This is a genomic window from Allobosea sp. 01N443 (assembly GCF_056399325.1).
On the sequence record NZ_JBFTRC010000105.1, the window covers coordinates 1 to 20,053 of the forward strand.

At 63.5% G+C, this 20,053-nt stretch carries 19 protein-coding genes and 2 pseudogenes; 11 read left to right on the forward strand and 10 right to left on the reverse strand.

Translation table 11 applies throughout. From position 1 onward, the window contains the following. On the forward strand, nucleotides 1-232 hold a 232-nt coding region (locus AC1DRP_RS22730; protein ID WP_476769624.1), incomplete at its 5' end, for a beta-barrel domain-containing protein. Between the two features lie 161 nt (nucleotides 233-393). Continuing rightward, the gene (locus AC1DRP_RS22735) at nucleotides 394-1,068 is read left to right on the forward strand and encodes a LuxR C-terminal-related transcriptional regulator (protein ID WP_476769625.1); all 675 of its coding nucleotides are present in this window, start codon (nucleotides 394-396) and stop codon (nucleotides 1,066-1,068) included. Between the two features lie 120 nt (nucleotides 1,069-1,188). On the opposite strand, the pseudogene AC1DRP_RS22740 reads toward AC1DRP_RS22735, so the two are convergent. Both AC1DRP_RS22740 and AC1DRP_RS22745 read right to left on the reverse strand, forming a co-directional pair. Beyond that, a pseudogene (locus AC1DRP_RS22740) lies at nucleotides 1,189-1,890 on the reverse strand (IS6 family transposase). A 571-nt stretch (nucleotides 1,891-2,461) separates the two neighbouring features. After that, a complete protein-coding gene (locus AC1DRP_RS22745) occupies nucleotides 2,462-2,896 on the reverse strand; it encodes a MarR family winged helix-turn-helix transcriptional regulator (protein ID WP_476769626.1) in 435 nt (144 codons plus the stop codon). Between the two features lie 89 nt (nucleotides 2,897-2,985). Between AC1DRP_RS22745 and AC1DRP_RS22750 the strand changes: the two genes are divergently transcribed. After that, nucleotides 2,986-3,462, forward strand: coding sequence for a cupin domain-containing protein (locus AC1DRP_RS22750; RefSeq protein WP_476769627.1), 477 nt, complete (start codon nucleotides 2,986-2,988; stop codon nucleotides 3,460-3,462). A gap of 741 nt (nucleotides 3,463-4,203) precedes the next feature. On the opposite strand, the gene AC1DRP_RS22755 is transcribed toward AC1DRP_RS22750, so the two are convergent. The 6 genes from AC1DRP_RS22755 to AC1DRP_RS22780 are packed head-to-tail and all read right to left on the reverse strand — an operon-like array spanning nucleotide 4,204 to nucleotide 10,561. Continuing rightward, entirely contained in the window at nucleotides 4,204-4,959 is a 756-nt protein-coding gene (locus AC1DRP_RS22755) for an SDR family NAD(P)-dependent oxidoreductase (RefSeq protein ID WP_476769628.1), read from the reverse strand. After that, nucleotides 4,959-6,236, reverse strand: a complete 1,278-nt coding sequence (locus AC1DRP_RS22760) for an ABC transporter substrate-binding protein (protein WP_476769629.1) — start codon at nucleotides 6,234-6,236, stop codon at nucleotides 4,959-4,961. The genes AC1DRP_RS22755 and AC1DRP_RS22760 overlap by 1 nt, the downstream gene beginning before the upstream one ends. Before the next feature lie 25 nt (nucleotides 6,237-6,261). Next, nucleotides 6,262-7,191: an NAD(P)-dependent oxidoreductase gene (locus AC1DRP_RS22765; protein ID WP_476769630.1), complete on the reverse strand. Its 930-nt coding sequence runs from the start codon at nucleotides 7,189-7,191 to the stop codon at nucleotides 6,262-6,264. Then, nucleotides 7,191-8,489 carry an ABC transporter substrate-binding protein gene (locus tag AC1DRP_RS22770; protein ID WP_476769631.1) on the reverse strand — a complete coding sequence of 433 codons (1,299 nt, stop codon included), beginning with the start codon at nucleotides 8,487-8,489 and terminating at the stop codon, nucleotides 7,191-7,193. The genes AC1DRP_RS22765 and AC1DRP_RS22770 overlap by 1 nt, the downstream gene beginning before the upstream one ends. A 10-nt stretch (nucleotides 8,490-8,499) precedes the next feature. After that, nucleotides 8,500-9,798 carry an ABC transporter substrate-binding protein gene (locus tag AC1DRP_RS22775; protein ID WP_476769632.1) on the reverse strand — a complete coding sequence of 433 codons (1,299 nt, stop codon included), beginning with the start codon at nucleotides 9,796-9,798 and terminating at the stop codon, nucleotides 8,500-8,502. After that, nucleotides 9,770-10,561: a FadR/GntR family transcriptional regulator gene (locus tag AC1DRP_RS22780; protein WP_441509032.1), complete on the reverse strand. Its 792-nt coding sequence runs from the start codon at nucleotides 10,559-10,561 to the stop codon at nucleotides 9,770-9,772. Before AC1DRP_RS22780 ends, AC1DRP_RS22775 begins: the two co-directional genes overlap by 29 nt. A gap of 95 nt (nucleotides 10,562-10,656) precedes the next feature. Here AC1DRP_RS22780 and AC1DRP_RS22785 point away from each other — a divergent pair, with 95 nt between their 5' ends. The 6 genes from AC1DRP_RS22785 (at nucleotide 10,657) to AC1DRP_RS22810 (ending at nucleotide 16,006) form a co-directional block, all read left to right on the forward strand. Beyond that, complete coding sequence (locus tag AC1DRP_RS22785) at nucleotides 10,657-11,781, forward strand: mandelate racemase/muconate lactonizing enzyme family protein (RefSeq protein WP_476769633.1); 1,125 nt, start codon at nucleotides 10,657-10,659, stop codon at nucleotides 11,779-11,781. A 3-nt stretch (nucleotides 11,782-11,784) separates the two neighbouring features. Next, complete coding sequence (locus AC1DRP_RS22790) at nucleotides 11,785-12,660, forward strand: carbohydrate ABC transporter permease (protein WP_476769634.1); 876 nt, start codon at nucleotides 11,785-11,787, stop codon at nucleotides 12,658-12,660. Continuing rightward, nucleotides 12,653-13,486 carry a carbohydrate ABC transporter permease gene (locus tag AC1DRP_RS22795; protein WP_476769635.1) on the forward strand — a complete coding sequence of 278 codons (834 nt, stop codon included), beginning with the start codon at nucleotides 12,653-12,655 and terminating at the stop codon, nucleotides 13,484-13,486. Before AC1DRP_RS22790 ends, AC1DRP_RS22795 begins: the two co-directional genes overlap by 8 nt. A 2-nt stretch (nucleotides 13,487-13,488) precedes the next feature. Continuing rightward, nucleotides 13,489-14,376: a DUF6772 family protein gene (locus tag AC1DRP_RS22800; protein WP_441509036.1), complete on the forward strand. Its 888-nt coding sequence runs from the start codon at nucleotides 13,489-13,491 to the stop codon at nucleotides 14,374-14,376. Then, complete coding sequence (locus AC1DRP_RS22805; protein WP_441509037.1) at nucleotides 14,376-14,711, forward strand: hypothetical protein; 336 nt, start codon at nucleotides 14,376-14,378, stop codon at nucleotides 14,709-14,711. The genes AC1DRP_RS22800 and AC1DRP_RS22805 overlap by 1 nt, the downstream gene beginning before the upstream one ends. Nucleotides 14,712-15,313: 602 nt before the next feature. Then, nucleotides 15,314-16,006 carry a hypothetical protein gene (locus AC1DRP_RS22810; RefSeq protein WP_476769636.1) on the forward strand — a complete coding sequence of 231 codons (693 nt, stop codon included), beginning with the start codon at nucleotides 15,314-15,316 and terminating at the stop codon, nucleotides 16,004-16,006. A 172-nt stretch (nucleotides 16,007-16,178) separates the two neighbouring features. Here the strand turns inward: AC1DRP_RS22810 and AC1DRP_RS22815 are convergent. Further along, nucleotides 16,179-16,352: pseudogene (locus AC1DRP_RS22815) on the reverse strand (ATP-binding domain-containing protein); the annotation flags it as partial. A gap of 400 nt (nucleotides 16,353-16,752) precedes the next feature. Here AC1DRP_RS22815 and AC1DRP_RS22820 point away from each other — a divergent pair. Both AC1DRP_RS22820 and scpB read left to right on the forward strand, forming a co-directional pair. After that, the gene (locus tag AC1DRP_RS22820) at nucleotides 16,753-17,949 is read left to right on the forward strand and encodes a multidrug effflux MFS transporter (RefSeq protein ID WP_476769637.1); all 1,197 of its coding nucleotides are present in this window, start codon (nucleotides 16,753-16,755) and stop codon (nucleotides 17,947-17,949) included. Between the two features lie 653 nt (nucleotides 17,950-18,602). Then, nucleotides 18,603-19,211, forward strand: coding sequence for an SMC-Scp complex subunit ScpB (gene scpB / locus AC1DRP_RS22825; RefSeq protein ID WP_476769638.1), 609 nt, complete (start codon nucleotides 18,603-18,605; stop codon nucleotides 19,209-19,211). 144 nt (nucleotides 19,212-19,355) lie between these two features. On the opposite strand, the gene AC1DRP_RS22830 is transcribed toward scpB, so the two are convergent. Further along, a complete protein-coding gene (locus AC1DRP_RS22830; RefSeq protein ID WP_476769639.1) occupies nucleotides 19,356-19,628 on the reverse strand; it encodes an HU family DNA-binding protein in 273 nt (90 codons plus the stop codon). Nucleotides 19,629-20,053: the final 425 nt, after the last annotated feature.

Below are 20,053 nucleotides of genomic sequence, written 5' to 3' on the forward strand. Positions count from 1 at the left end.
GGGCACCGTCAGCCATCTCTCCCCGGCGACCACCCGCGACCCCACCACCGGCGCCAATTTCTACACCGGCGAGATCCAGATCGACGGCGATCTCGTCGCCGCCCTCGGCGACCGAAAGCTCCAGCCCGGAATGCCCGTCGAAGTCTTCATCACCACCGAAGAGCGAACCGCGCTCTCGTTCCTGACAAAGCCCTTCGCAGACCACGCCAACAGGATCTTCAAGGAGAGGTGAGGCGACCGCTGCACCTCATGTTCGAATCATCGAATGGGAGGGGATCCGGCAGCCGACCAGGGCCGCTCCAACATGGAGCGCCCCCACCATCTCGCAAAGGGTTTTGACTGAGCGACCATCTCATTCGACTTGCAGCAGTAAAGTAGAGAGGGGGAGGAGCCATGCCGGATCGTTCGCTCGCGATCGTCGATGATCACCCGGTGCTGATGGAGGGGATCGCCGCCCTGCTGAAACGATGGGGCGGTTTTACGCTCGCCGCGACCGGGAATGTCGCGGACGATATGGTGTCGATCACCAGGAGCCATCGGCCCGATGACATGATCGTCGATCCCGGCATGGCGGGGGATATCTATCGGGCGATCTCGGACGCGTTGAGGATCGCTCCCACCATGAAGATCGTTGTGTTCACGGCCTCGGCCAGCACGGATGATGCGATCAGGGCTCTTGATGCCGGGGCGAAGGGCTACGTCCTAAAGAGCGGCCCGGGAGACGACCTCATTCAAGCCCTTCAGGCCGCGCAACGCAACGACGTCTATGTCAGTCCCTCGTTCGCGAGCAAACTAATCTGCGCCTTGAAGGACAAGTCTCTCGAACGACAGAAGGCGGCCTGCAACAGGCTCAGCGTCCGGGAGGAGCAGATTGTCAAACTGCTGCTTTGCGGAAAGATGAACAGCGAGATCGCCCGCGAGCTTTCGCTCAGCACCAAGACCATCAAGGCGCACATGACCGGCCTGATGGCAAAGCTGAATGCCCGTAATCGTCTGGAGGCGGTCATCGCCGCGCAAAAGCTGGCTGCGGCGACGAGCATCCCGGTTGCCACAAGGTTCCGCCCCTGAAAGACGAGTCGAGGATCGCGCCAAAGACGAAGATCATCGTGTTCACGGCCTCGGCCAGCACGGCTGAGGGTTCTGTTGCAAATTCCCGCGGCGCCATAGAATTTGGTGGTTCGTGCCCTTTCACGCCGCTGCGATAATCTCAAACTGCGCTGCGATGGACGGATTTGGATTGTAGGCGTATCTGGCCTGTCGCTTGCGCATCATGTGAACCATCTCGATACCGGCCAAGGTTGCAGCGGCGTTTTTGAATGATTTGAAGCCAAGCATCGATCGGATTCGCCGTTTGATCCGCCGATGATCCTGCTCGATCCGATTGTTCCGGTATTGGCTTTGCCGGATTCGGATCGGCTTCAGCTGGCGGCGTGACCGATCTTGAAGACGGCTTGTCGCATCACAAGAAGCGATGGCTTCCCGGTTGGTCTGGCTGCCGTCAATGACGATGCGCTCGGGCCGGCCGTGGCGTTCAAGCGCTCTGCGGAAGAACCGCTTGGCCGCCGACAGATCCCGATGCTCGCTGAACCAGAACTCGACTGTGTCGCCAACCCTGTCGATGGCGCGATAAAGATACATCCACCGTCCGCGGACCTTGATGTACGTCTCGTCCGCATGCCACTTGGCGGTCACGGCGCGTTTGCGCCGGTTGAAGCGCTCAAGCGGCAATGGCGAGAAGTAGACGACTCAGCGGTGGATCGTGGAATGGTCGATGCTGATGCCGCGCTCGGCCATCATCTCCTTCAGGTCGCGCAGGCTCAGGCCGTAGGCCAGATACCAGCGAACACACAGCAGGATCACCGATCGGTCGAAATGACGGCCCTTGAACATCTGATGTCCTCCCGCCAATGGCTGGAAGGTGATGCCCTAACCTCCATAACTGAAGAGTTTGCAACAGAACCCCCCAGCAAGGTATGGGATCTCGCTGACGCCGGCCGGAGCCTCGGCCCGTGGCAAGGCTTTCGCCTTTCGGGGCACCACGAACAGCGCGTTCACCGGAGGGGAACATTCCCTACGAGCTCTGCAGTACCGATCTCGAGCACATTGCCATCCTTCGGGAGGCCATCGCGCAGCAGGCCAATTCGAATTCAACGGCTTGCTTCACTGGTCTCCTCGAGGAGCGCGCTGGTTTCCCGATCTTCCACGCAGAGCGCGTAAGTTCTCCGACTATCCAGGCTTCCTTCGATGAAGGCTGGAAGCGCCTTCAGTGCCGCCTTCCGCAAGCTGTGAAGCGGCATGCCGTTTGCCCCCCGATCGGCGCCCAAGACACGCCCATCATCGGTGGCAGGTTCCTGAAACGATAAGAGAATATTCGAGATACGCGGGTCACGCAGGACACCGATTCAGGGTCAAATGTGATGCCTATTCACAGTCATCGGGAACGGTATCAGAACGCCCCGAGCTAGCGAGCCAATGGACTATCCCAGACGAGAAGCAGCAGCGCCTTGAGCTCGGTGAAACGCTCTGACCCAAGTTCGATGCTCCACTCGCGCTCGATGTCGCGCAATATGTCGACCATCTTCCAGAATGCGGCGTGTCCACGTTCGGTAAAGCGGATCTCCCGGGCGTTGCCGGCGCCCGGAACATCCGACCGGACGATATAGCCGAAGCCCTCCAGACTCCGGAGCAGTTGGTTGATGGCTTGCTTGCTCATGCCGGCTCGATCGGCGAGCGTGGCCGGGCGAACGTGATGAGGACCGGGAAACTGCAACACCGCCATATGCGGCAGGCGCAACTCGTCAAAGCCAGCGGCGTTGAGCTCCTTGATGAGCCGCCGCTGGATTGCCTGGGCTGGAACGCGCAGCAAGGCGCCGATCAGCATGTCCTCGGTTCGCATCGGCAGGCCTTCTGAGATAGATCGTTGACTTTCGGTAAATGGCGTTTACCATCAAATGGTAAATGTAGTTTACCAAATGAGATTTCGCAATGCCGCAGCCAGCCATAGGTCCCTGCATCAACCCTTCCGACGAAGCCATTGTGACCAGTGGGCTCGCGGTCCATTTCCTGCTGACCGGAGACAATTCGAACGGCAGCATTGCGGCCTTTGAACTACTGGTCCCAGCGTCTCAGCGATTACCAGCTCCCGCGCACAGCCACGACCACTATGAAGAGACGATCTATGGCATCGACGGTGTCCTGACCTGGACGGTCGACGGGAAGCAGATCGATGTTGGGCCAGGGCAGGCACTGTGCATTCCGCGAGGCGCCGTTCATCGGTTTGATAACAATGGAAACCAGGACGCGAAGACACTGTGTGTGATTACGCCGGCCGCGATTGGACCGGAGTATTTCCGCGAGGTCTTCGCAGTGGCCAACGCGGCACCCGGTGGTCCACCGGGCCGGGCCAAGATGGTCGAGATCATGCGCCGTCACGGCCTTACGCCAGCAGCGCCCCAGATTTAGAGGCCAGGAGAATCAGCAGGCGCTGATTTTCCCTTGCGGCGTCAGCCAGGGCATCTGCACCACAACCATCCCGAGACATGCGGGATCAACAGCCTCTGGCAGGGTCGCTGCGGTGTGGCCGCAGGGGACGAGCTCCAGAGCTTCGTGCCGAAGCGGCTTCGGCGCGGGAGCACCTGCGACGGCTTAGGGACGCTGAAAGCGGATCGAACCATCAATCCGGGTCGGTGCACGAGCGGGAGAGGATCGCCCTCGAAGAAGCTTTGCGAGCGTTCGAGGCCTCGCGGCACCCAACGAAATTGTAGGGCCGCAATACTACCCCGCAGCTAACTGCCGTTATTTTTTATCGCGGGCACGGGTAGACGACGCACACTTTTCTTGGGGAATGTGCAGGTGGCTCTACCGGATTGAGCGCGGCTTCCCGTGATGAGTTGGCGTTGCTAAAAGGCTGCGGTTAGGGACTAGTCCTGCGCACACATCGCGTCGTCAATCTCCTGCTCGATCTCAAGGGCTAGCACGCGGCATTCCTCCGCGCGTACGCGGCCCGCTTGCGAATAGATTTTCGACCAATGGGCCGCCGCCTCGCACGCCAGATCATACTCTTCGAGCAGGTCCGGCAGTACCGAGATGCGGCCGCATCTAACCCGCAACTCCGTCGGTGCAGACATTAGATCAGTAGAACGCTGCGCAAGATACCTTCGTCGAAAATCACGGTATGACGAATCGTCAGTGCAGTCGAAAAATCTAAAGTCGCATGCCTCCGTCCACTGCGATCTCCGCACCATTGATATAATTTCCATCTGGCAAGCAGAGCAGAAGGGCAATACCTACGCAATCTTCTGGAACGCCTATTCGTCCGAGCGGAATACGCGCGATGGCTTGTTTTTCGCGGCCTTGTTGTGCGAATATCGCGCGATTGCGGTCGGTTCGGATGGCACCGGGCTGGATGACGTTGAAGGTAACGTCTGCAGCCCGCGTGGTGCGAGCCAAATTCAAAATTATGTTTGTCTGCGCGGCCTTGGTGGCTGCGTAGTAGAGACAATCGTCGTTCGCCCTCATCTCCTGGACAGATCCAATTGCGATGACACGGCCAAAGTTCTGGGCACGCATGCCCGGCAGGAAGGCCTTCAAGAGGCGTGCGGTCGCGTGCAGATTGACCTCACTCTGCATGGTCAAAGCGTCGTCGCTCAAATTGTCGAGCGTCTGGCGGATTTCAGTTGAGGCGCATAACACAAGAATGTCGGGCGCGAGCGCTTGCGCTCTCAGTTCAACGACCATTCGCTCAACGGCATTGGGCTCGGCAAGATCAGCGATAAGCGATACGGCCTTAACATCGCCATCACCATCGCCGAGCCGACGGGCAACCGCGAGCGCCTCGTCGTCGCGGTCGTGGACCACGAGGCGAGCGCCTGCACCGGCGAGCGCCGTCGCGATCGCAAGTCCGATGCCGCGAGCCGCGCCGGTGACCAGCGCGACACGTCCTGAAAGCGCCCCTGCCATCAGCCGAGAAGAGGCTTCACGCGCTTGACCGCGTCGTCCATCGCCTGCTGCGGCGGCTTGATGCCTAGCACGGCGGCTTGCGTCTCCTCGATGAAGATGTCGTGGGCGCGGGCCTGCTCGTCGAAGGCCGGGAGATGGATGCGCGACTCCTTCAACGCCGCTGCCTCGTCGGCCGCATAAGGCATCGCGGCCTTCAGCGTCGGCTCGGCATAGGTCGAGATCCGCGTCGGTCCGTTGCCGTTCAGGGCCATCGCCATTGTGCCGGCCTTGGACGACAGGGCGCGGATCAACTCCCAGCTCAGCGGTTTCTGTTTGGCGTTCTTCGGGATCATCAGCGCCCAGAACTCGACCGTCGGAGCGAAGGCGACCTTGCCGGCGAGGTCCGCGGCCATTGGCGGCAGCAGCGATTTGAAGCGCCCGCCATATTTGCCCTTGCTCGGGTCGTTATAGGTCACCAGCCGCGCGAAGGGGTTGATCGTGATCGCGGCACGGCCCTGCTGCATCCAGCTGGTGATCTCCTCATTGTTCACCGTGGCGAAGTTCCGCGGCAGCACGCCGGCCTTGTAGAGCTCGGCCAGCACTGTCAGCGCCTTGACCATGCCGGGCTCGGCGGCGACCAGCTTGCCGTCCGGCGTCATGTAGTCGCCGCCGAGGCAGCGGGCGAGCGTCAGGAAGTTCGAGGCGAAGGCGGCGGTGAAGGCGAGGCCATAGACCTGCGTGCCGTCATCGCGCTTGAAGGTGAGCTTGCGCGCCGCCTCGATCAGCTCCTCGAACGTGGTCGGCAGCTTGACGCCACGCTCTTCCAGCAGCGCCTCGTTGTAGATCAGTGCGTTGGTGGCGTGGCGGACCGGGATGCCGTGCAGGGCGCCGTCCAGCTTCAGCGGCACGACCAGGCCGGGCGCGAAGTCCTCCGGTGCCTCCAGCGCCGCCTCCTTCATCAACCCGTCCAGTGGCTCGAAGAGCCTGAGGTTGCGCGGCACCGCGCGGCCGTTGAGCAGGTAGCCGACGTCAATCGAGGTCTCGCCCAGCGTGACCTCGCGCAACAGCCGCTCATGGATGGCGTTGTTGTCGCCGAAGGTGACCCAGTTGACGCCGGCGCCGGCCTGATTGCGCCAGGCCTCCGTTGCGTCGCCGCCGGGACCGGTGGTGGCGCAGGTCTGGTGGACCCGGTGACCGAGCGCGGTCACCGTCTTGGCCTGGGCCAGGGATGGAAGGGCCGCGAGCGCAGCGGCGCCGGCGGTTCCGGTGAGCAGGGTACGTCGGGAAATGGCGTGCATGGTGTCTACCTCGGAACGTTCGGTTTCAGGCAGCGGCGGTCTGTTCGCTCAGGCGGATCTCGACGCCGGCGCGCTCACTGACCAGGCGCAGGATGCTCGTGAAGTCGTCGCGCGGGTATTGCTCGGTCGTCTCGTCGAGCAATTGGAGAACCGCAGCGCCGAGCGTAAGCGGCACGCCGATCTCTTCAGCGAGCTTGGTGGCGAGGCGCTGGTCCTTGCGCGCCAGGCGCGACATGAAGCCCGGCGAGAAATCACCCAGAAAGGCCTTGCCCGGCATCAGCTTGTGCAGCCAGGCGTTGTTGGTGCCAGTGCCGCCGCTGATCCTGACCATGAGGTCGAGCGGCAGGCCCGCCTTGAGGCCGATTGTCATAGCCTCGGCGATGGCGCTGACGATGCCGGCCGAGAGGAAGTTGTTGACGAGCTTCATCGCGGTGCCGTTGCCGAGCTCGCCGCAATGGGTGATCGTGTCGGCCATCCGGCGCAGCAGCGGCTCGACCTCCTGGAAGACGGCGAGATCGCCGCCGATCATCAGAGCGAGCGTGCCGGCACGGGCGTTCTCAACGCCACGCGCCACGGGGCTGTCGATCATCCGGATGCCACATGCCGCGAGGCGGGCACCGACGCGCCGGCTGGTGACCGGATCGATCGTGCTCATGTCGACATAGATCAAGCCGGGGCCAGCATTCGCCTCGATGCCGCCAGGACCCAGCGCCGTCTCCTCGACATCGGGAGCATCGGGCAGCATGGTGACGACCACGTCGCTCTGGCGCACGAGTTCGGCGATGGTCGCAGCGCGGTGGGCGCCGGCCTTTTCCGCTTCGGCGAGCGCGGCCTCGCTGAGATCGAAGACCGTCAGCGGATAACCGCCACGCAGTACGTTGAGCGCCATCGGCAGGCCCATCGTGCCGATGCCGATGAAGCCGATTCTGGCGTTGGGAGACAAAGTGGCAGCCATCAGGATTTCACCATGGGTTCGACGCGGCGCATGAGATCGGCAACGCCCTGCTCGGGCGTGACCTGGCCAAGGGCGACCGCCTGGACGGCCTGCGCGAGCGCATCGCCGGCCTCGACGGCGCGGTCGAAAGCGGGCAGCGGCGGGCGGGCAACGGCCAGGACCTTTGCCTCGGCGGCGGCGTAGGGCACCGCATCCTTGACGCGCTGGTCGTCATAGGCGGCGGCCCGGACCGGGCCGTTGCCATTGAGGGCGCCCCGGATCACCGCCTCCTTCGCGGTCATCGCCTTGACCAGCGACCAGGCGAGCTCCTTGTTGCGCGAGTTCTTCGGGACGACGAAGGACCAGAACTCTGTCGTGCCAACGATGGCCCCTGTGCCGAGATCGCGCGAAGCCGGCGGTGCGATCGCGCTGATCTTGCCGGGAAACTGGCTCTTCTGCGGGTCGTTGAAGGCGAAGTACCGGCCGAAGGCGAAATGGCACATCGCCGCCCGCCCGGCCTGCATCTGGGTGATGACCTCGTCCTGCTTGAGAGTTGCGAAATTGCGCGGCAGGGCGCGTKCGGCGTAGAGGTCGCGGAAGACCTCGAAGGTCTTCAGCATGCCGGCCTCGTTGGGAATGACCTTGAGGTCCTCGCTGATGAACGGCGCGCCCCAGGCGAGCGACAGCGTCACCATGTTGACGTAGCTGACGCCCTCCATCGCAAAGCCGCTGACCGGCACGCCGGCGGCGTTGGTGAATGTCGCCGCCTTGGCGATCTCGATCATCTCCTCGATCGTCTTCGGCGCCGCCGCGAGCTTGCGCTCCGCGAGGATGGCCTCGTTGACGTGCAGCCCGGTCGTGGCATGGCGGAACGGGATGCCGCGGATCGAACCGCCGACGCTCAGAGCCTTGACCATGCCGGGCGCAACTCCGGCGAAATCCTCGATCGGATCGGCCTTCTGGAGCGCATCCAGCGGCTCCATCAGGCTGAGCACGCGGGGCACGGCGAGGGTGTTGACGACGAAGCCGAGATCGAAGCTCGTCTCGGCCAGGCTGGCCTCGCGCAGCAGGCGCTCATGCAACGGCGCGACGTCGAAGGTCGACCAGTTGACGCCGGCGCCGGTCGCTCTCGACCAATCGCCGATGATGTCGCCGCCCTTGCCGCCTTCGCCGGTCAGGACGTTGCGGTGGACCCGGTGGCTGATGATGTTGAGCGACTTGGCCTGCGCCCGAACGAGGGCGGGCATGGCCAGAACAGGCAGCGCGAGCGCGGTCCCGGCAAGAAGCGCGCGGCGCGATGGCTGGTAAAGCTTCGTCATGGGACCCCCCCTAAGCCGGAAGCAGCGGCTGGACGCGCTTGACCAGCGAGGCCATCGCCTCCTCCGGCGTCTTCATGCCGAGCACGGCGGCCTCGGCCTCCTCCTTGAAAAGGTCGCCGGCGCGGGCCGCCTCGTCGAAGGCCGGCAGCGGGATGCGCGCCACCTTGAGCACCTTCAGCTCCTCGGCGGCATAGGGCACGGTCGCGGCGAAGCTCGCGTCGGCATAGGTCGAGGCGCGGACCGGGCCGTTGCCGTTGAGGGCTGCGCCAAGCGTCGCCTGCTTCGAGGCCATCGCCTTGATGAAGCTCCAGGCCAGGTCCTTGCGCTTGGAGTTCTTGGGAATGCAGAGGCCCCAGAATTCGACCTTGGCGGGGGCGGCATCGTACTTGCCGGCCAGCGCCTTCGAGGCGGGCACGGCAATGGTCTTGATCTTGCCGGGGAATTTCGACTTCTGTGGATCGTTGTAGATGCGGTTGCGGCCCATGCTCTGCAGACTCATCGCGGCCCGGCCGGTCTGCATCCAGACATTGACGTCCTCGGTGGAGAGCGTCGCGAAATTGCGCGGGAAGGCGCCGGCCTGGAAGAGCTCGCGCAGCAGCTTGATTGCGTTCAACATCGGCGGCTGGTCGGCGACGCATTTGTAGTTCGGCGTGATGAAGTCGCCATCCCAGGCGCGGGCGATGTCGATGACGTTGGGGTAGGTCACGCCGGGCATGCACAGACCGACGACGGCAGTCCCGTCGGCCCTGCGATAGGTGCAGGCGCGGGCCATCTCGACCATTTCCTCAATCGTGGCCGGCGGTTTGGTGAAGCCCTTCTCGGCCAGCAGTTCCTCGTTGTAGTGCAGCCCGGAGGAGGCATGCCGGAAGGGGATGGCAACCTGCTTGCCGCCGACCTTCATGCCCTCCATCAGGCCCGGGAAGATGTCGGGGGCGTCATCGAGCGGGTCGCGCTTCATGAAGTCGTCGAGCGGTTCGAACAGGCTCGCGGCGCGCGGCACGGCTTGGGTGTTGAGCAGGAACCCAACATCGACCGAGGTCTCGCCCAGACTAGCCTCGCGGAATAGGCGCTCCTGCAGGGGGCCGGTGTCGAAGGTGGTCCATTGCACCGTGGTGCCGTTCTTGTCGCACCAGAGCTTGGTGATGTCGCCGCCCTGCGCGCCCRTCGCGACCGTCTGCATGACGCGATGCGCGAAGAGGTTGAGCGGCGCCGTCTGCGCCAGCGCGGCTACGCTGTCGAGCCCGACGAAACTCAGCCCGATGAAGCCTCCGAGGACCTGCCTACGATCCAGCCCTGTCCCTGCTGTCATTGTTGTCTTCCTCCCGGATTGTCGCGATTTCCGCGATGGCGGCTTCAGCCGCTTCGAAATGCTTGCTCATGGCTCGCTCAGCCCATTCGCCGTCACCAGCGCGAATGGCCTCGACGACCTCAACATGGCGCTCGTAGGTCTCGCGCCAGTCACCGGTGTTGCGGGTGCTGCGCGAGTTGAACAGCTCCATGATCTCCCGGTTCAACGGGCGCAGCGCCCGGATCTGCAGGTCGAGCAGGGTGTTGCCGGCCGAGGCGGCGATGGCCTCGTGGAAGTCGAGATCGGCCTCGATCCAGCGCGGCACGTCGCCCCAGGAGGTCTCGAGCCGCTTCAGGATCTCGGTCAGCTTGACGACATCGGCCTCGGAGCGACGCTCGGCGCTGTAACGGGCGATTGGCGGCTCGAGCACGCGGCGCAATTCGACGGCCTCCGTGAGGCCGGTCTTGCTGCCGCGTACGGCAAACCGGAAGAAGCGGTCGAGAGGGGCGGCGTCGAGCGCCTGCACGCGCGTCGGCTTGCCCTGCTGGATATGGACGACGCCCATGGCCGCGAGCTGGCGGATGGCTTCGCGCGCGATTGGCTTGCTGACGCCGAAGGAGGCGGCCATGCGCGCCTCCGAGGGCAGCACGTCGCCGGGCTTGAGGCGGCCGTCGTGGATCGCCTGCGTGATGCGCTGGATCAGGGCGTCGCCGAGCCGCGTCGGCACGACGTCGACGTCGGCGAACGGATCATCCTCGATAAGGGCCGCGGCGGGATCGGTCATTCACAAGCTCCAAGGACATGATTGACAGATGCCAGCCAAGTTGGCAACTGTGCAGCCTATATGATAAGTTACCGTCCTGGGGAGGACGCATCGTTATGCCGGCTCGCAGCATCTCGCAGATCGTTGCCTATCCGCTGCGCGCCGTGCTGGCCAAGGCCCAGCGCACCTCGCAGGGCGACTATCCCGCCATCGAGGTCGTCGTCGTCGAAGTCACGACCAGCGACGGCCTCACGGGCTTCGGCGAGGGGCTGTGCAGGCGCGGCGCAGCCGGCTATGCGCGCTTTATCGAGGAGGCGTTCGTCCCCCGCCTGATCGGCAAGGACCCGGCCGACCGGCGCGCCCTGTGGAAGCTGATGCGCGGCGCGCTCTCGGGCCAGCCCGGCGGGCAGATCGTCGAGGCCATCTCGGCCATCGACATCGCGCTCTGGGACATCGCCGGCAAAGCGGCGGGGGTACCGATCCACAAGCTGCTCGGCGGCATGGGCCGAACCCACGTTCCAGCCTATGCGTCCTCGATCAACTGGCTCGACGACGCCACGGTCGAGGGCGAGGTGGCGGCTGCATTCAAGGCGGGGTTCCGCGAGATCAAGGTCAAGCTCGGCCACCCCATCAAGGACGCGATCGCGCGGGCCAAGTTCATCCGCAAGCTCGCCGGCGACGAGATCGCGCTCTATGTCGATGCCAACTGGGCCTATGACGTCGACGACGCGCTGGTCGTCGGGCGGGCGCTGGCAGATCTAGGCTATGGTTTCTTCGAGGAGCCGATCGCACCGCATGACCGTGCCGGCTATCGCCGCCTCGCCCAGCACCTGCCGATCCGCCTTGCGGCCGGCGAGAGCGACTACGTCGCCTCCGAGGCGTTGGCGATGCTGCAGGAGCGCTCGCTCGGGCTGATCCAGCCCGACGTCTCGCGCTCGGGCGGCATCACCGAGACCTGGCGCATCGCTGAACTCGCCGCGAGTTTCAACACGGCCTATGCCCCCCATGTCGGCTGGTCCGGTGCGATCTGCGTCGCCGCCAGCCTTCAACTGGCCGCGGCGGCCGAGACGCTGCGTACCTTCGAGTGCATGGTATACGCCAACCCACTGCGCGATTCCTTCACGCATCCGGTCGTCGGCGAAGGCAGCCAGCTCGTCGACGGACAGCTCCTCGTTCCACAGGGGCCGGGCCTGGGTATCGAAATCGACCGCGACATGCTCGCGCGGCATCGGATCGCTTGAGCGATGCAGCAGCGCTCGCGCCTTACCGCCTTCGCATTGGTCTGGCCGGTCCAGATGATGGTCGGCGGCATCATCTTCCTGCCGGCGATCTATGTGTTCTGGCTCAGCCTGAACCAGTCCTCCTTCGGGCAGGCGGCCACCTTCGTCGGCCTCGCCAACTACGCCAAGGTGCTGAGCGACCTCTATTTCTGGCGGGCGCTGGTCAACACGGTGATCGTCGTTGCCGTCGTCGTCCATGTCGAGCTGCTACTCGGCCTGCTAATGGCCCTGTTCTTCGCCTCCGGCATCCCCTTGCGCGCGCTGATGCTGGCTGTGGTGCTCGCGCCCTATGCCGTCTCCGAGGTCTCGGCGGTGGTGATGTGGCGCTACCTGTTCGAGCCCGATGTCGGGATGATGAGCCAGCTTCTCGGCGCCATCGGCCTGCCGCCAATCGAATGGTCGGTGAATCCGAGCCACGGCCTGCTGATGGTCTGCCTCCTCTCGATCTGGCTGCACCTGCCCTTCAGCTTCGTCATCCTGTACGCCGCCCGCCTCGCCATCCCCGGCGAGCTCTACGAGGCCGGCGCGATCGATGGCGCCTCGGGCTGGATGGCATTCCGCCGCATCACATTGCCGCTGCTGATGCCAGCGTTGCTGATCGCCGCGCTGTTTCGCTACATCTTCGCCTTCCGGCTGTTCTCGGAGGTCTGGCTGATGACCGGCGGCGGGCCTGCCCGCACCACCGAGGTGATGGCCGTCTACCTCTATCTCGAGGCCTTCCGGTACAACTCCTTCGGCGCCGCAGCCGCCACCGGCTGGCTGCTCGTGCTCGCGTCGCTCCTGCTCGCGCTGGTTTACCTGCGCGGGCTCTACAGGGAGATGTTCGGCAAGCATGCGTAAGCGCTCCCCCCTCATCACACTGTTGAAATTCCTCGGCGTCCTCATCATCGCGGCCTGGTCGCTGGTGCCGATCACATTGATCGTGATGTCGTCCTTCAAGGCCGACCGCGACATCTTCTCGGCCGCCTCGCGCTTCAAGTTCGAGCCGACGCTGGCGAACTACGCCATGCTGTGGAGCCGCTGGGGCGACTTCTTCACCGGGCTGTGGAACAGCTTCATCGTGACCACGGGGGCCACCGTGCTCGCCGTCTCGGTCTCGCTGCTCGCCGGCTACGCCTACTCGCGCCATGCCAGCAGGACGCTGCAAGCGAGCGCCTTCTTCCTGATCTTCATCAGGTTGATACCGCCGATCGTGATCACGCTGCCGCTATTCCCGGTGGTGAACTGGCTCAAGCTCAACGACACGCATTTCATCCTGATCCTGCTCTACGCGACCTTCTTCGTCTCGCTCGGCACGATCGTGATGCGGACCTTCATCGACCAGATCCCGCGCGAGCTCGACGAATCCGCGATGATCGACGGCGCCTCGCAATTCCAGATCATCCGGCGAGTGATCTTCCCGCTGGCGGCCCAGGGCATGCTCGCGGTCGCGGTCTTCGTCATCGTCTACGCGTGGAACGAATTCCTCTTCGCTTTCATCTTCACCACCACCAGGGCCAAGACTGCGCCTCTGGTCGTTGCGGAGATGATCGGCGCGGTCGAGGGCGTGGAATGGGGGGTGCTCTTCGCCGCCTCCGCCATCCAGCTCCTGCCCGTGCTCGCCTTCGTCATCCTCATGCAGAAACATCTCGTCGCCGGGCTTACGGCCGGCGCGGTGAAAGGATAGTCATGACCCAACTCGACGATATGCGCCGCGCCATCCGCGAGGCCGACCCGCAGCTCAGTCGTTTCGACCCCCTGCCGCGCATCATCTGCCTCGACGATTTCGATCGCGGCATGTGCGGCTGGACTCAGCTCGTCGGCAATTACGAGATCTCGCTCGACCAGATGCTCCCCGGCTACGCCCAGCACTCGCATGCGATGCTTTCGACACTGCCCAATTGGGACTTTGGCTCGCATGGCGGCGTCGATGGCTCCTATGCGCTGAAGCTCGCGACAAGGGCTAGGGCGGGCGCGCAGAACGTCACACTGAAGCGCCTGACCTTCCGCAAGGCCGGCCCGATCCGGATGGAGTGTTATTTCACCTTCAAGCCCGAGGCTAACGAGCTGCAGCTGATGGAGACAGATGTCCGCTCCTTCGGCTTTCTTTACGACCTCCAGGTGGGCGATCAGGCCGGAGCAGGCGGTCAGCGCGTAATGCCGCACTTACGTTTCCTCAACGCACAAGACGGCAAGCACCTCCAGAAATGGCAGTTCAAGCGCAAGACCACTGAAATCTTACCGATCGGCAATGTCGGCAAAACGATCTCGCACTACCACCTCGCGCCAACCGATTGGGAAGACCTGCCCGGCGGCGAGCAGAAGCTTTGCTACAACGAGATTCCGACAAAGATTAACTGGCACTATTTACGATTTGATTTCGATCTCGCCACGATGCAGGCGACCGGATTCCAAGTGAACGACCGTAAATTTGATCTCTCGACTTTCGAGCCAATCCGCATTCCGGCCATGAAGAATCTTTGGTGCATGCTCAACCTCTGCTTCTTCGCTGAGACGGACACCGACAAGCGCGCTTTCGCATATCTCGACTCCGTCTGCCTTTCGGGAGATTTCTAATGCTGCCTGAAAACCTCACTGCCGTCGTCGCCCGCAACGAGATCTGGACCGGAGACAGCGCGACGGAGCCTTACGAAGCCGGCTGGGCCAAGGAGGTTGTCGTCTTCGTTCGGGCGTTGAAAGAGCCGATCGGAGCGCTGCCGAAAGCGCGCATCGAGATTTCGGCGGACGGGATGCATTGGGCGCCGGAAGGCTCGGAATTCGAGCTGCCGGCGGCGAAAGATGCGGTGACATTCCAGCGAGTCGCCCATTTCGGGAATTTCCTACGCGTGGCCGTGACGCTACAGGAAGGCGTCGAGATTGCGGTGTTGGTGACATTTCATTTGAAAGCTTAAAGATACAATTGCGCAGCAAGCAATATTGTGATTGATGAGAAACGCGTGAATTGGGTTACTACCTAATACTTTATAGAATAGAACGCCATCTAGCAAAGTCGTCAAATCACGGGCGGCTTTGCTAACCATCTGTGAAACACCCACTGTCAGGCGCGATGGGTGCATCAATGCGGCTTTGGCTTCGCGCTCAAGAGTCTACGACCTAACCAGCGACTGCCGCCTCGCAAACCGCAGAATCACACCCAGCGATGCCGCGAGAGGTATCGCCAACAGCCTTGGCATGAGAATAGAAGAGGTGCTCGTTGCATCCATTCTGATAGCCACTCCTCTCCCCGTCCTCAAACCGACAATTGATGATGTTGGGTCCGCAAGGCCCGTGACGATTGGGCTGGGCAGCGAGCCGAAGGCGCTCGGCATAGCCCCCCGACATTTGCGACGAAGAACCGTTCGCCAACTTAACCGTAATTGGAGATGTTGGGCCAGTTGCGTTGCCCGGACGCACAAACACGTTACTATTACGTTAAGGAAATTATCGAGTTGCCGCGCGGATCGAGCCCAGCCGCGCGTTTTCAATCCAGTGGCGGGCGTTAACAGGTGAAGTCATGAATACGCTGCTCGCACCCCCTGTGGCCGCCCTGATTGGCCTCGCCGGTCTCGTCTTCACCGCCAGTGACGCTGAAGCCCAGCGCCGTGGAGTCGGTGCAGGCGGTGGTTACCGAGGTGGTGCGGTGGGTATTGGTTCCCGCGCTGGATACCGTGCCGCTGCCGTTGGCGGTGGCTACCGAGGTGGATATGGTGGCGCGTACCGTGCCGGATACCGTGGAGCCTACCGTGGGGCGGCATACCGTGGCGGTTACTACGGCAATCGTTACTACGGTGGCCGGGCGCTCGCAGCAGGCGTCGGACTCGCAGCAGGTGCTGCCTATTACGGCAACGGTTATGGCTACGGTTCTGGCTATGGCTACGCCGCGCCCGCCGCCTACGGCTACGGTTCTGGCTATGCCACTCCCGCCGCCTACGGCTACAATGTCAATGGCGTCTATAGCGACGCTCCCTATGCCACCACCACGTATTCCGGCAGTGCATGTAATTGCAATCAGGGAACCGTGAGCGGCTATTCGCAGCCCGTCTACTACGGCACGCCGGCCTCAACTTACTATGGCGGCGGCGGCTACTACGGGGGAGGCTACTATGGCCGCGGATACTATGGCAGACCTGTCCTTCGTGCGGGCATTCGCCGCGCCGCATATTACAATAACCGACCAGTTGTTGGGCACTACGGTAGGCGCTGGTAAATCTCCAGCCCCAACAGGCATCAGCGCACTCGTCGCGCTCCTTGTTTGAGCGGAATAGACGTAGCTCAGCGGTGGGATGCTGGTCATGTGCATCCAAGCATGAGAGCACGGTAAGAGGTTCGACCGCGATGTTGAGCCTCTGGTGCCGTCAACTCCACTCGCGCCCCGCCATTCATTGCCGCAGCTTCGTCCGTCGGCATTTTCCGCCAGCCCTCACGGCCTTGGCCAGTGCGCGCTTCTGCCCGACGATGACGACCAGCCGCTTGCCCCGCGTCACGCCCGTGTAGGGGAGGTTGCGGGCCAGCATCATGTAGTGCTGGGTCGCGACCGGGATGACGACGGCGGGTCAGGTTCGCGACCGATCCCGACGTCTTTGAAGGGCGTCGGGGAGCAGTTACAGGGGCAGGCAACACGGGCCTCCGATGTGCCAATAGCAGAAGCCGGTTCTGCTTCGCCCGCCAGCCATGCCGCAGTCACGCGTGTGTCGCCGAAGGAGTGGGCGGCGAAGCGAGTTCGTGGAGTATGGTGACTAGCTCAGTGTGAACAGGCGATGTCCGATCACTGAACACCTCGATTGGATTTGCTTAAGTGAGCCGGTTGAGACGTGTGAGCAGGCGAATGCGCTGACGGAGGGTAAGTTTGGCTTCGGACGAGCGCCCGATGCCGCTAGGTGGCGGCCCAATCCTCGACATTCTGACCGGCCAAGCCTAGACAGCCGCCTGCCGTGCACGGAAGGGCGCCCCTCCATGAAACTCCGCCCCGACACGCTGGCGATGACCGCCGTCCTCGCCATGCTGACGGCGCTCGGCCCGCTCTCGACCGATTTCTACCTGCCCTCGCTGCCCGACATCGTCCGGGTGATGCAGACCGACATCGCCGGCGCGCAGGCGACGCTGTCGGTCTTCCTGTTCGGCTTCGCCGGCGGCCAGATCTTCTGGGGACCACTCTCCGACCGGGTCGGCCGCAGGCCGGTGCTGCTGGTGGGGCTCGGCATCTTCATGGTGTCGACATTGGCCTGCGCCTTCGCGCCCTCGATCGAGGCCCTGACCATCGCCCGCGCGGTCCAGGCGCTGGGCGCGTCGGGACCGATCGTGCTCAGCCGCGCCATGGTGCGCGATCTCTATGAGGGGCCGCGTGCCGGCCGCGAACTGGCCCGCATGGGGATGATCATGGGGCTGGTGCCGGCGATTGCGCCGGTGCTCGGCGGGGTGCTGCAGCAGGCCTTCGGCTGGCGCTCGACCTTCGTCGCCACGCTGGCCTTCGCCGCTGCCGTGGTGGCGATGGTGACGTTTCTTCTGCCCGAGACGATCCGGAACCGCTCGCGCGAGCCGCTCTCGCTGGGCTCCATCATCCGCGGCTTCGGCACGCTTTTCGCGAGTCGTGCCTTCCGCGTTTATGTCGCGCTGACGGCGCTGGCCTACGGCGGGCTCTTCGCCTTCATCTCCGGCTCGTCCTTCATACTGATCGGCATCCATGGTCTGACGCCGGTCCAGTATGGCCTGTCCTTCAGCCTCGTCGTGCTTGGCTTCATTCTCGGCACGATCCTCGCGCAGCGTCTGGTCGCCCGCCGTGGCATGGACGGTGTCATCGCGCTCGGCGTGCGGTGCCTCGCCGGCGGAGGCCTTGCCATGCTGGTCTGCGTCGCTGGCGATTTCGGTGGCGTGGCCGGCGTTGTGCTGCCGATGGCGCTCTACACCTGTGGTGTCGGCCTCACGATGCCGCAGGCCCAGGCCTCGGCGATGATGCCCTTCCCGGATAGCGCCGGCGCGGCCTCATCCTTCACTGGGATTTGCCAGATGTTGTTCTCGGCCTGCGTCGGCCTCCTCGTCGGACATGCGCTGAAGAGCGGCGCGCTGCCGTTGCCGCTGGTGATGTCGGCGATCGGCGTCGCCGCGCTCGTGCTGTTCAGGGCGAGCGCCGCCGTGCGGGCGGCCAGGATCTAGCGGTCAGCCGTAACGCCCATCACTCGTCCGGTCCTAGTGAAATTAATTGCACATCATCGTGGAAAAAAACCCGCAGTGCCGCGGCCACACGCTGGCTTCTACGGGGTTTCAATCACCCGGACTTCCCTCGGGAGGCCACCGGGGTGCCAGTTGGACTATCCGCTACTGCGGCTCCTCCGGCCGTCGAAGCGGGTCATGGAAAGATCTTGCAAGGCCCTATGGTGCTCCCGGTAAGCAACCTGGTCAAGAAATGACAGGATCAGCGTTCATAGGCGCTCGGATGGATCTCGCCGGCCTTGATGCGGGCAATGATGCCGTCCGCGTAGTCGGACACCCTGTCCCACAGCGCTGGTAATGCTCGTTCATGCCTCGCTCCGTCGGAAGAAGCGGATGGCTGCGCGGAGGGCCACTCGTGGCGGCAATGACGAGGCGAAGGCATTTGGTCGCGGCGATGCTGGTGGGCTTGCTCCTTTAGCGCAGGGCGGTCGCAGCCCGCTCGATCTCTGCCTTGTACGTGGCGCAGAACTGCGTCGGGCCGGCTGTCGACTCGGCCAGCACCCCGTCTCTCGCGGCCTCCATCGCGCTTCGCGGACGGTTGGGATCTGTTGCTTCGCCCTCGCGAGAACGCCGGTGGGCAGTGATGTGCACTTGTCATGATAGGCCGTGACAAGCGCGATGCCGCGCGCGGCCCACTGGTTGGTCGCGACTGCGCGATCGATCTGATCATTGCCGACATCCGCGAGGAGCTGCGCGGCCGCCCCTATGACCTGGTCGCGGTCGCCGGGGGCTGGCAGCACCGGACGCGCGGCGCCTTCGGGCCGGCAATCCGGGCGGTCTCGGCAGCGCCGCAAGCGACCGCCGGCCTGTCACCGAGCGAGATGCTGTTCCTGTCCGGGATCGCTTATCTGCAGCCGATCACCCGCAGCGAGCTCGGCAAGGTCTTTGGCAAGGAGATGAGCCGCGACAGCGTTGCGGCGCTAAAACGCGCCGGCGTGATCACGGCCGGACCGCGCAGCCCGGAACCGGGGGCGCCCTATACCTATGTCACGACCGACACATTCCTGTCGGTCTTCGGTCTCGCCAGCCTGCGCGACCTGCCGGACCTGGAAAAGCTCGAGGATGCCGGCCTGCTCTCGAAGGACACGCTGTTGGTTGAGGAGATTCCGAGGGGTGGCGGCGACGAAGGGGAGGGCGACACGGAACGCGACGACCTCCCATTTGATGATCCGGATCCGGCGGATGGAACTGAGCCTCGGCTCTGAACCGAGATCGCACAGCCGTCCCGGCCACGCCCCGAGTCGCGGAGATTATCCGCGGATAGTGGATAGAATCTAACGTTAGGTACCCGGCCACAATCGTCCAAGGTCACTCCCCGCCCCGCTAGATCGAGCAGGGAGCGTGCTGTCTCAGGCAACGGTGTCAGCAAGGTCCTTGGCAACTTTGAATTTCACGACCGTCTTGGCCGGAACATCGATCATCGCCCCAGTCGAGGGGTTGCGGGCTTGACGGGCATCGCGTTTCGCCGCGGAGAGCTTGCCGACCCCGCCTAGAGTGACATCGTCACCTTCGTTGAGCGTCTTCGATACGACAGCGGCCAGAGAGGTGAGGATCGCTCCGACATCAGCCTTCGACTTATTGGTCTCTTCGGCAATGGCTGCAATGAGTTCGTTCTTAGTCATCGGAAATCCATCTAAGTTCGGGAATCCCGACATAGTCCGGCAATACCGATATGCAAGAGGAGGAAAGCCGGCCCCTGGTGACGTGTGTCGGTGGCTATAAACGTTCGCCTTAGCCAAGACCTTGTCGTTCCATGGATGATTTAGAGACTACAATAGAGAAAAGCTGCAAGAAATAGCTCTGCATTTTTGGAGGCGGAAGCTTCGGTGCTTCGGATTATGCGCCAGCGCCGGAGGGGGGACCGTGCCGCGGCATCGCAGCACTGAGTTTCGCCTCCGCCAAGAGAGCTCCGCGGTCATTGCGCCAGCGCCATTCACCCTCGGCTGCATAATTTATCGTGCGAAGAGTTGAATACCTCGTACCGATCGCTGAACTGGCGATCTTCGCAGCGAGTACTGCTTCAGGGGCTCGGACGCCGATTTTGCCA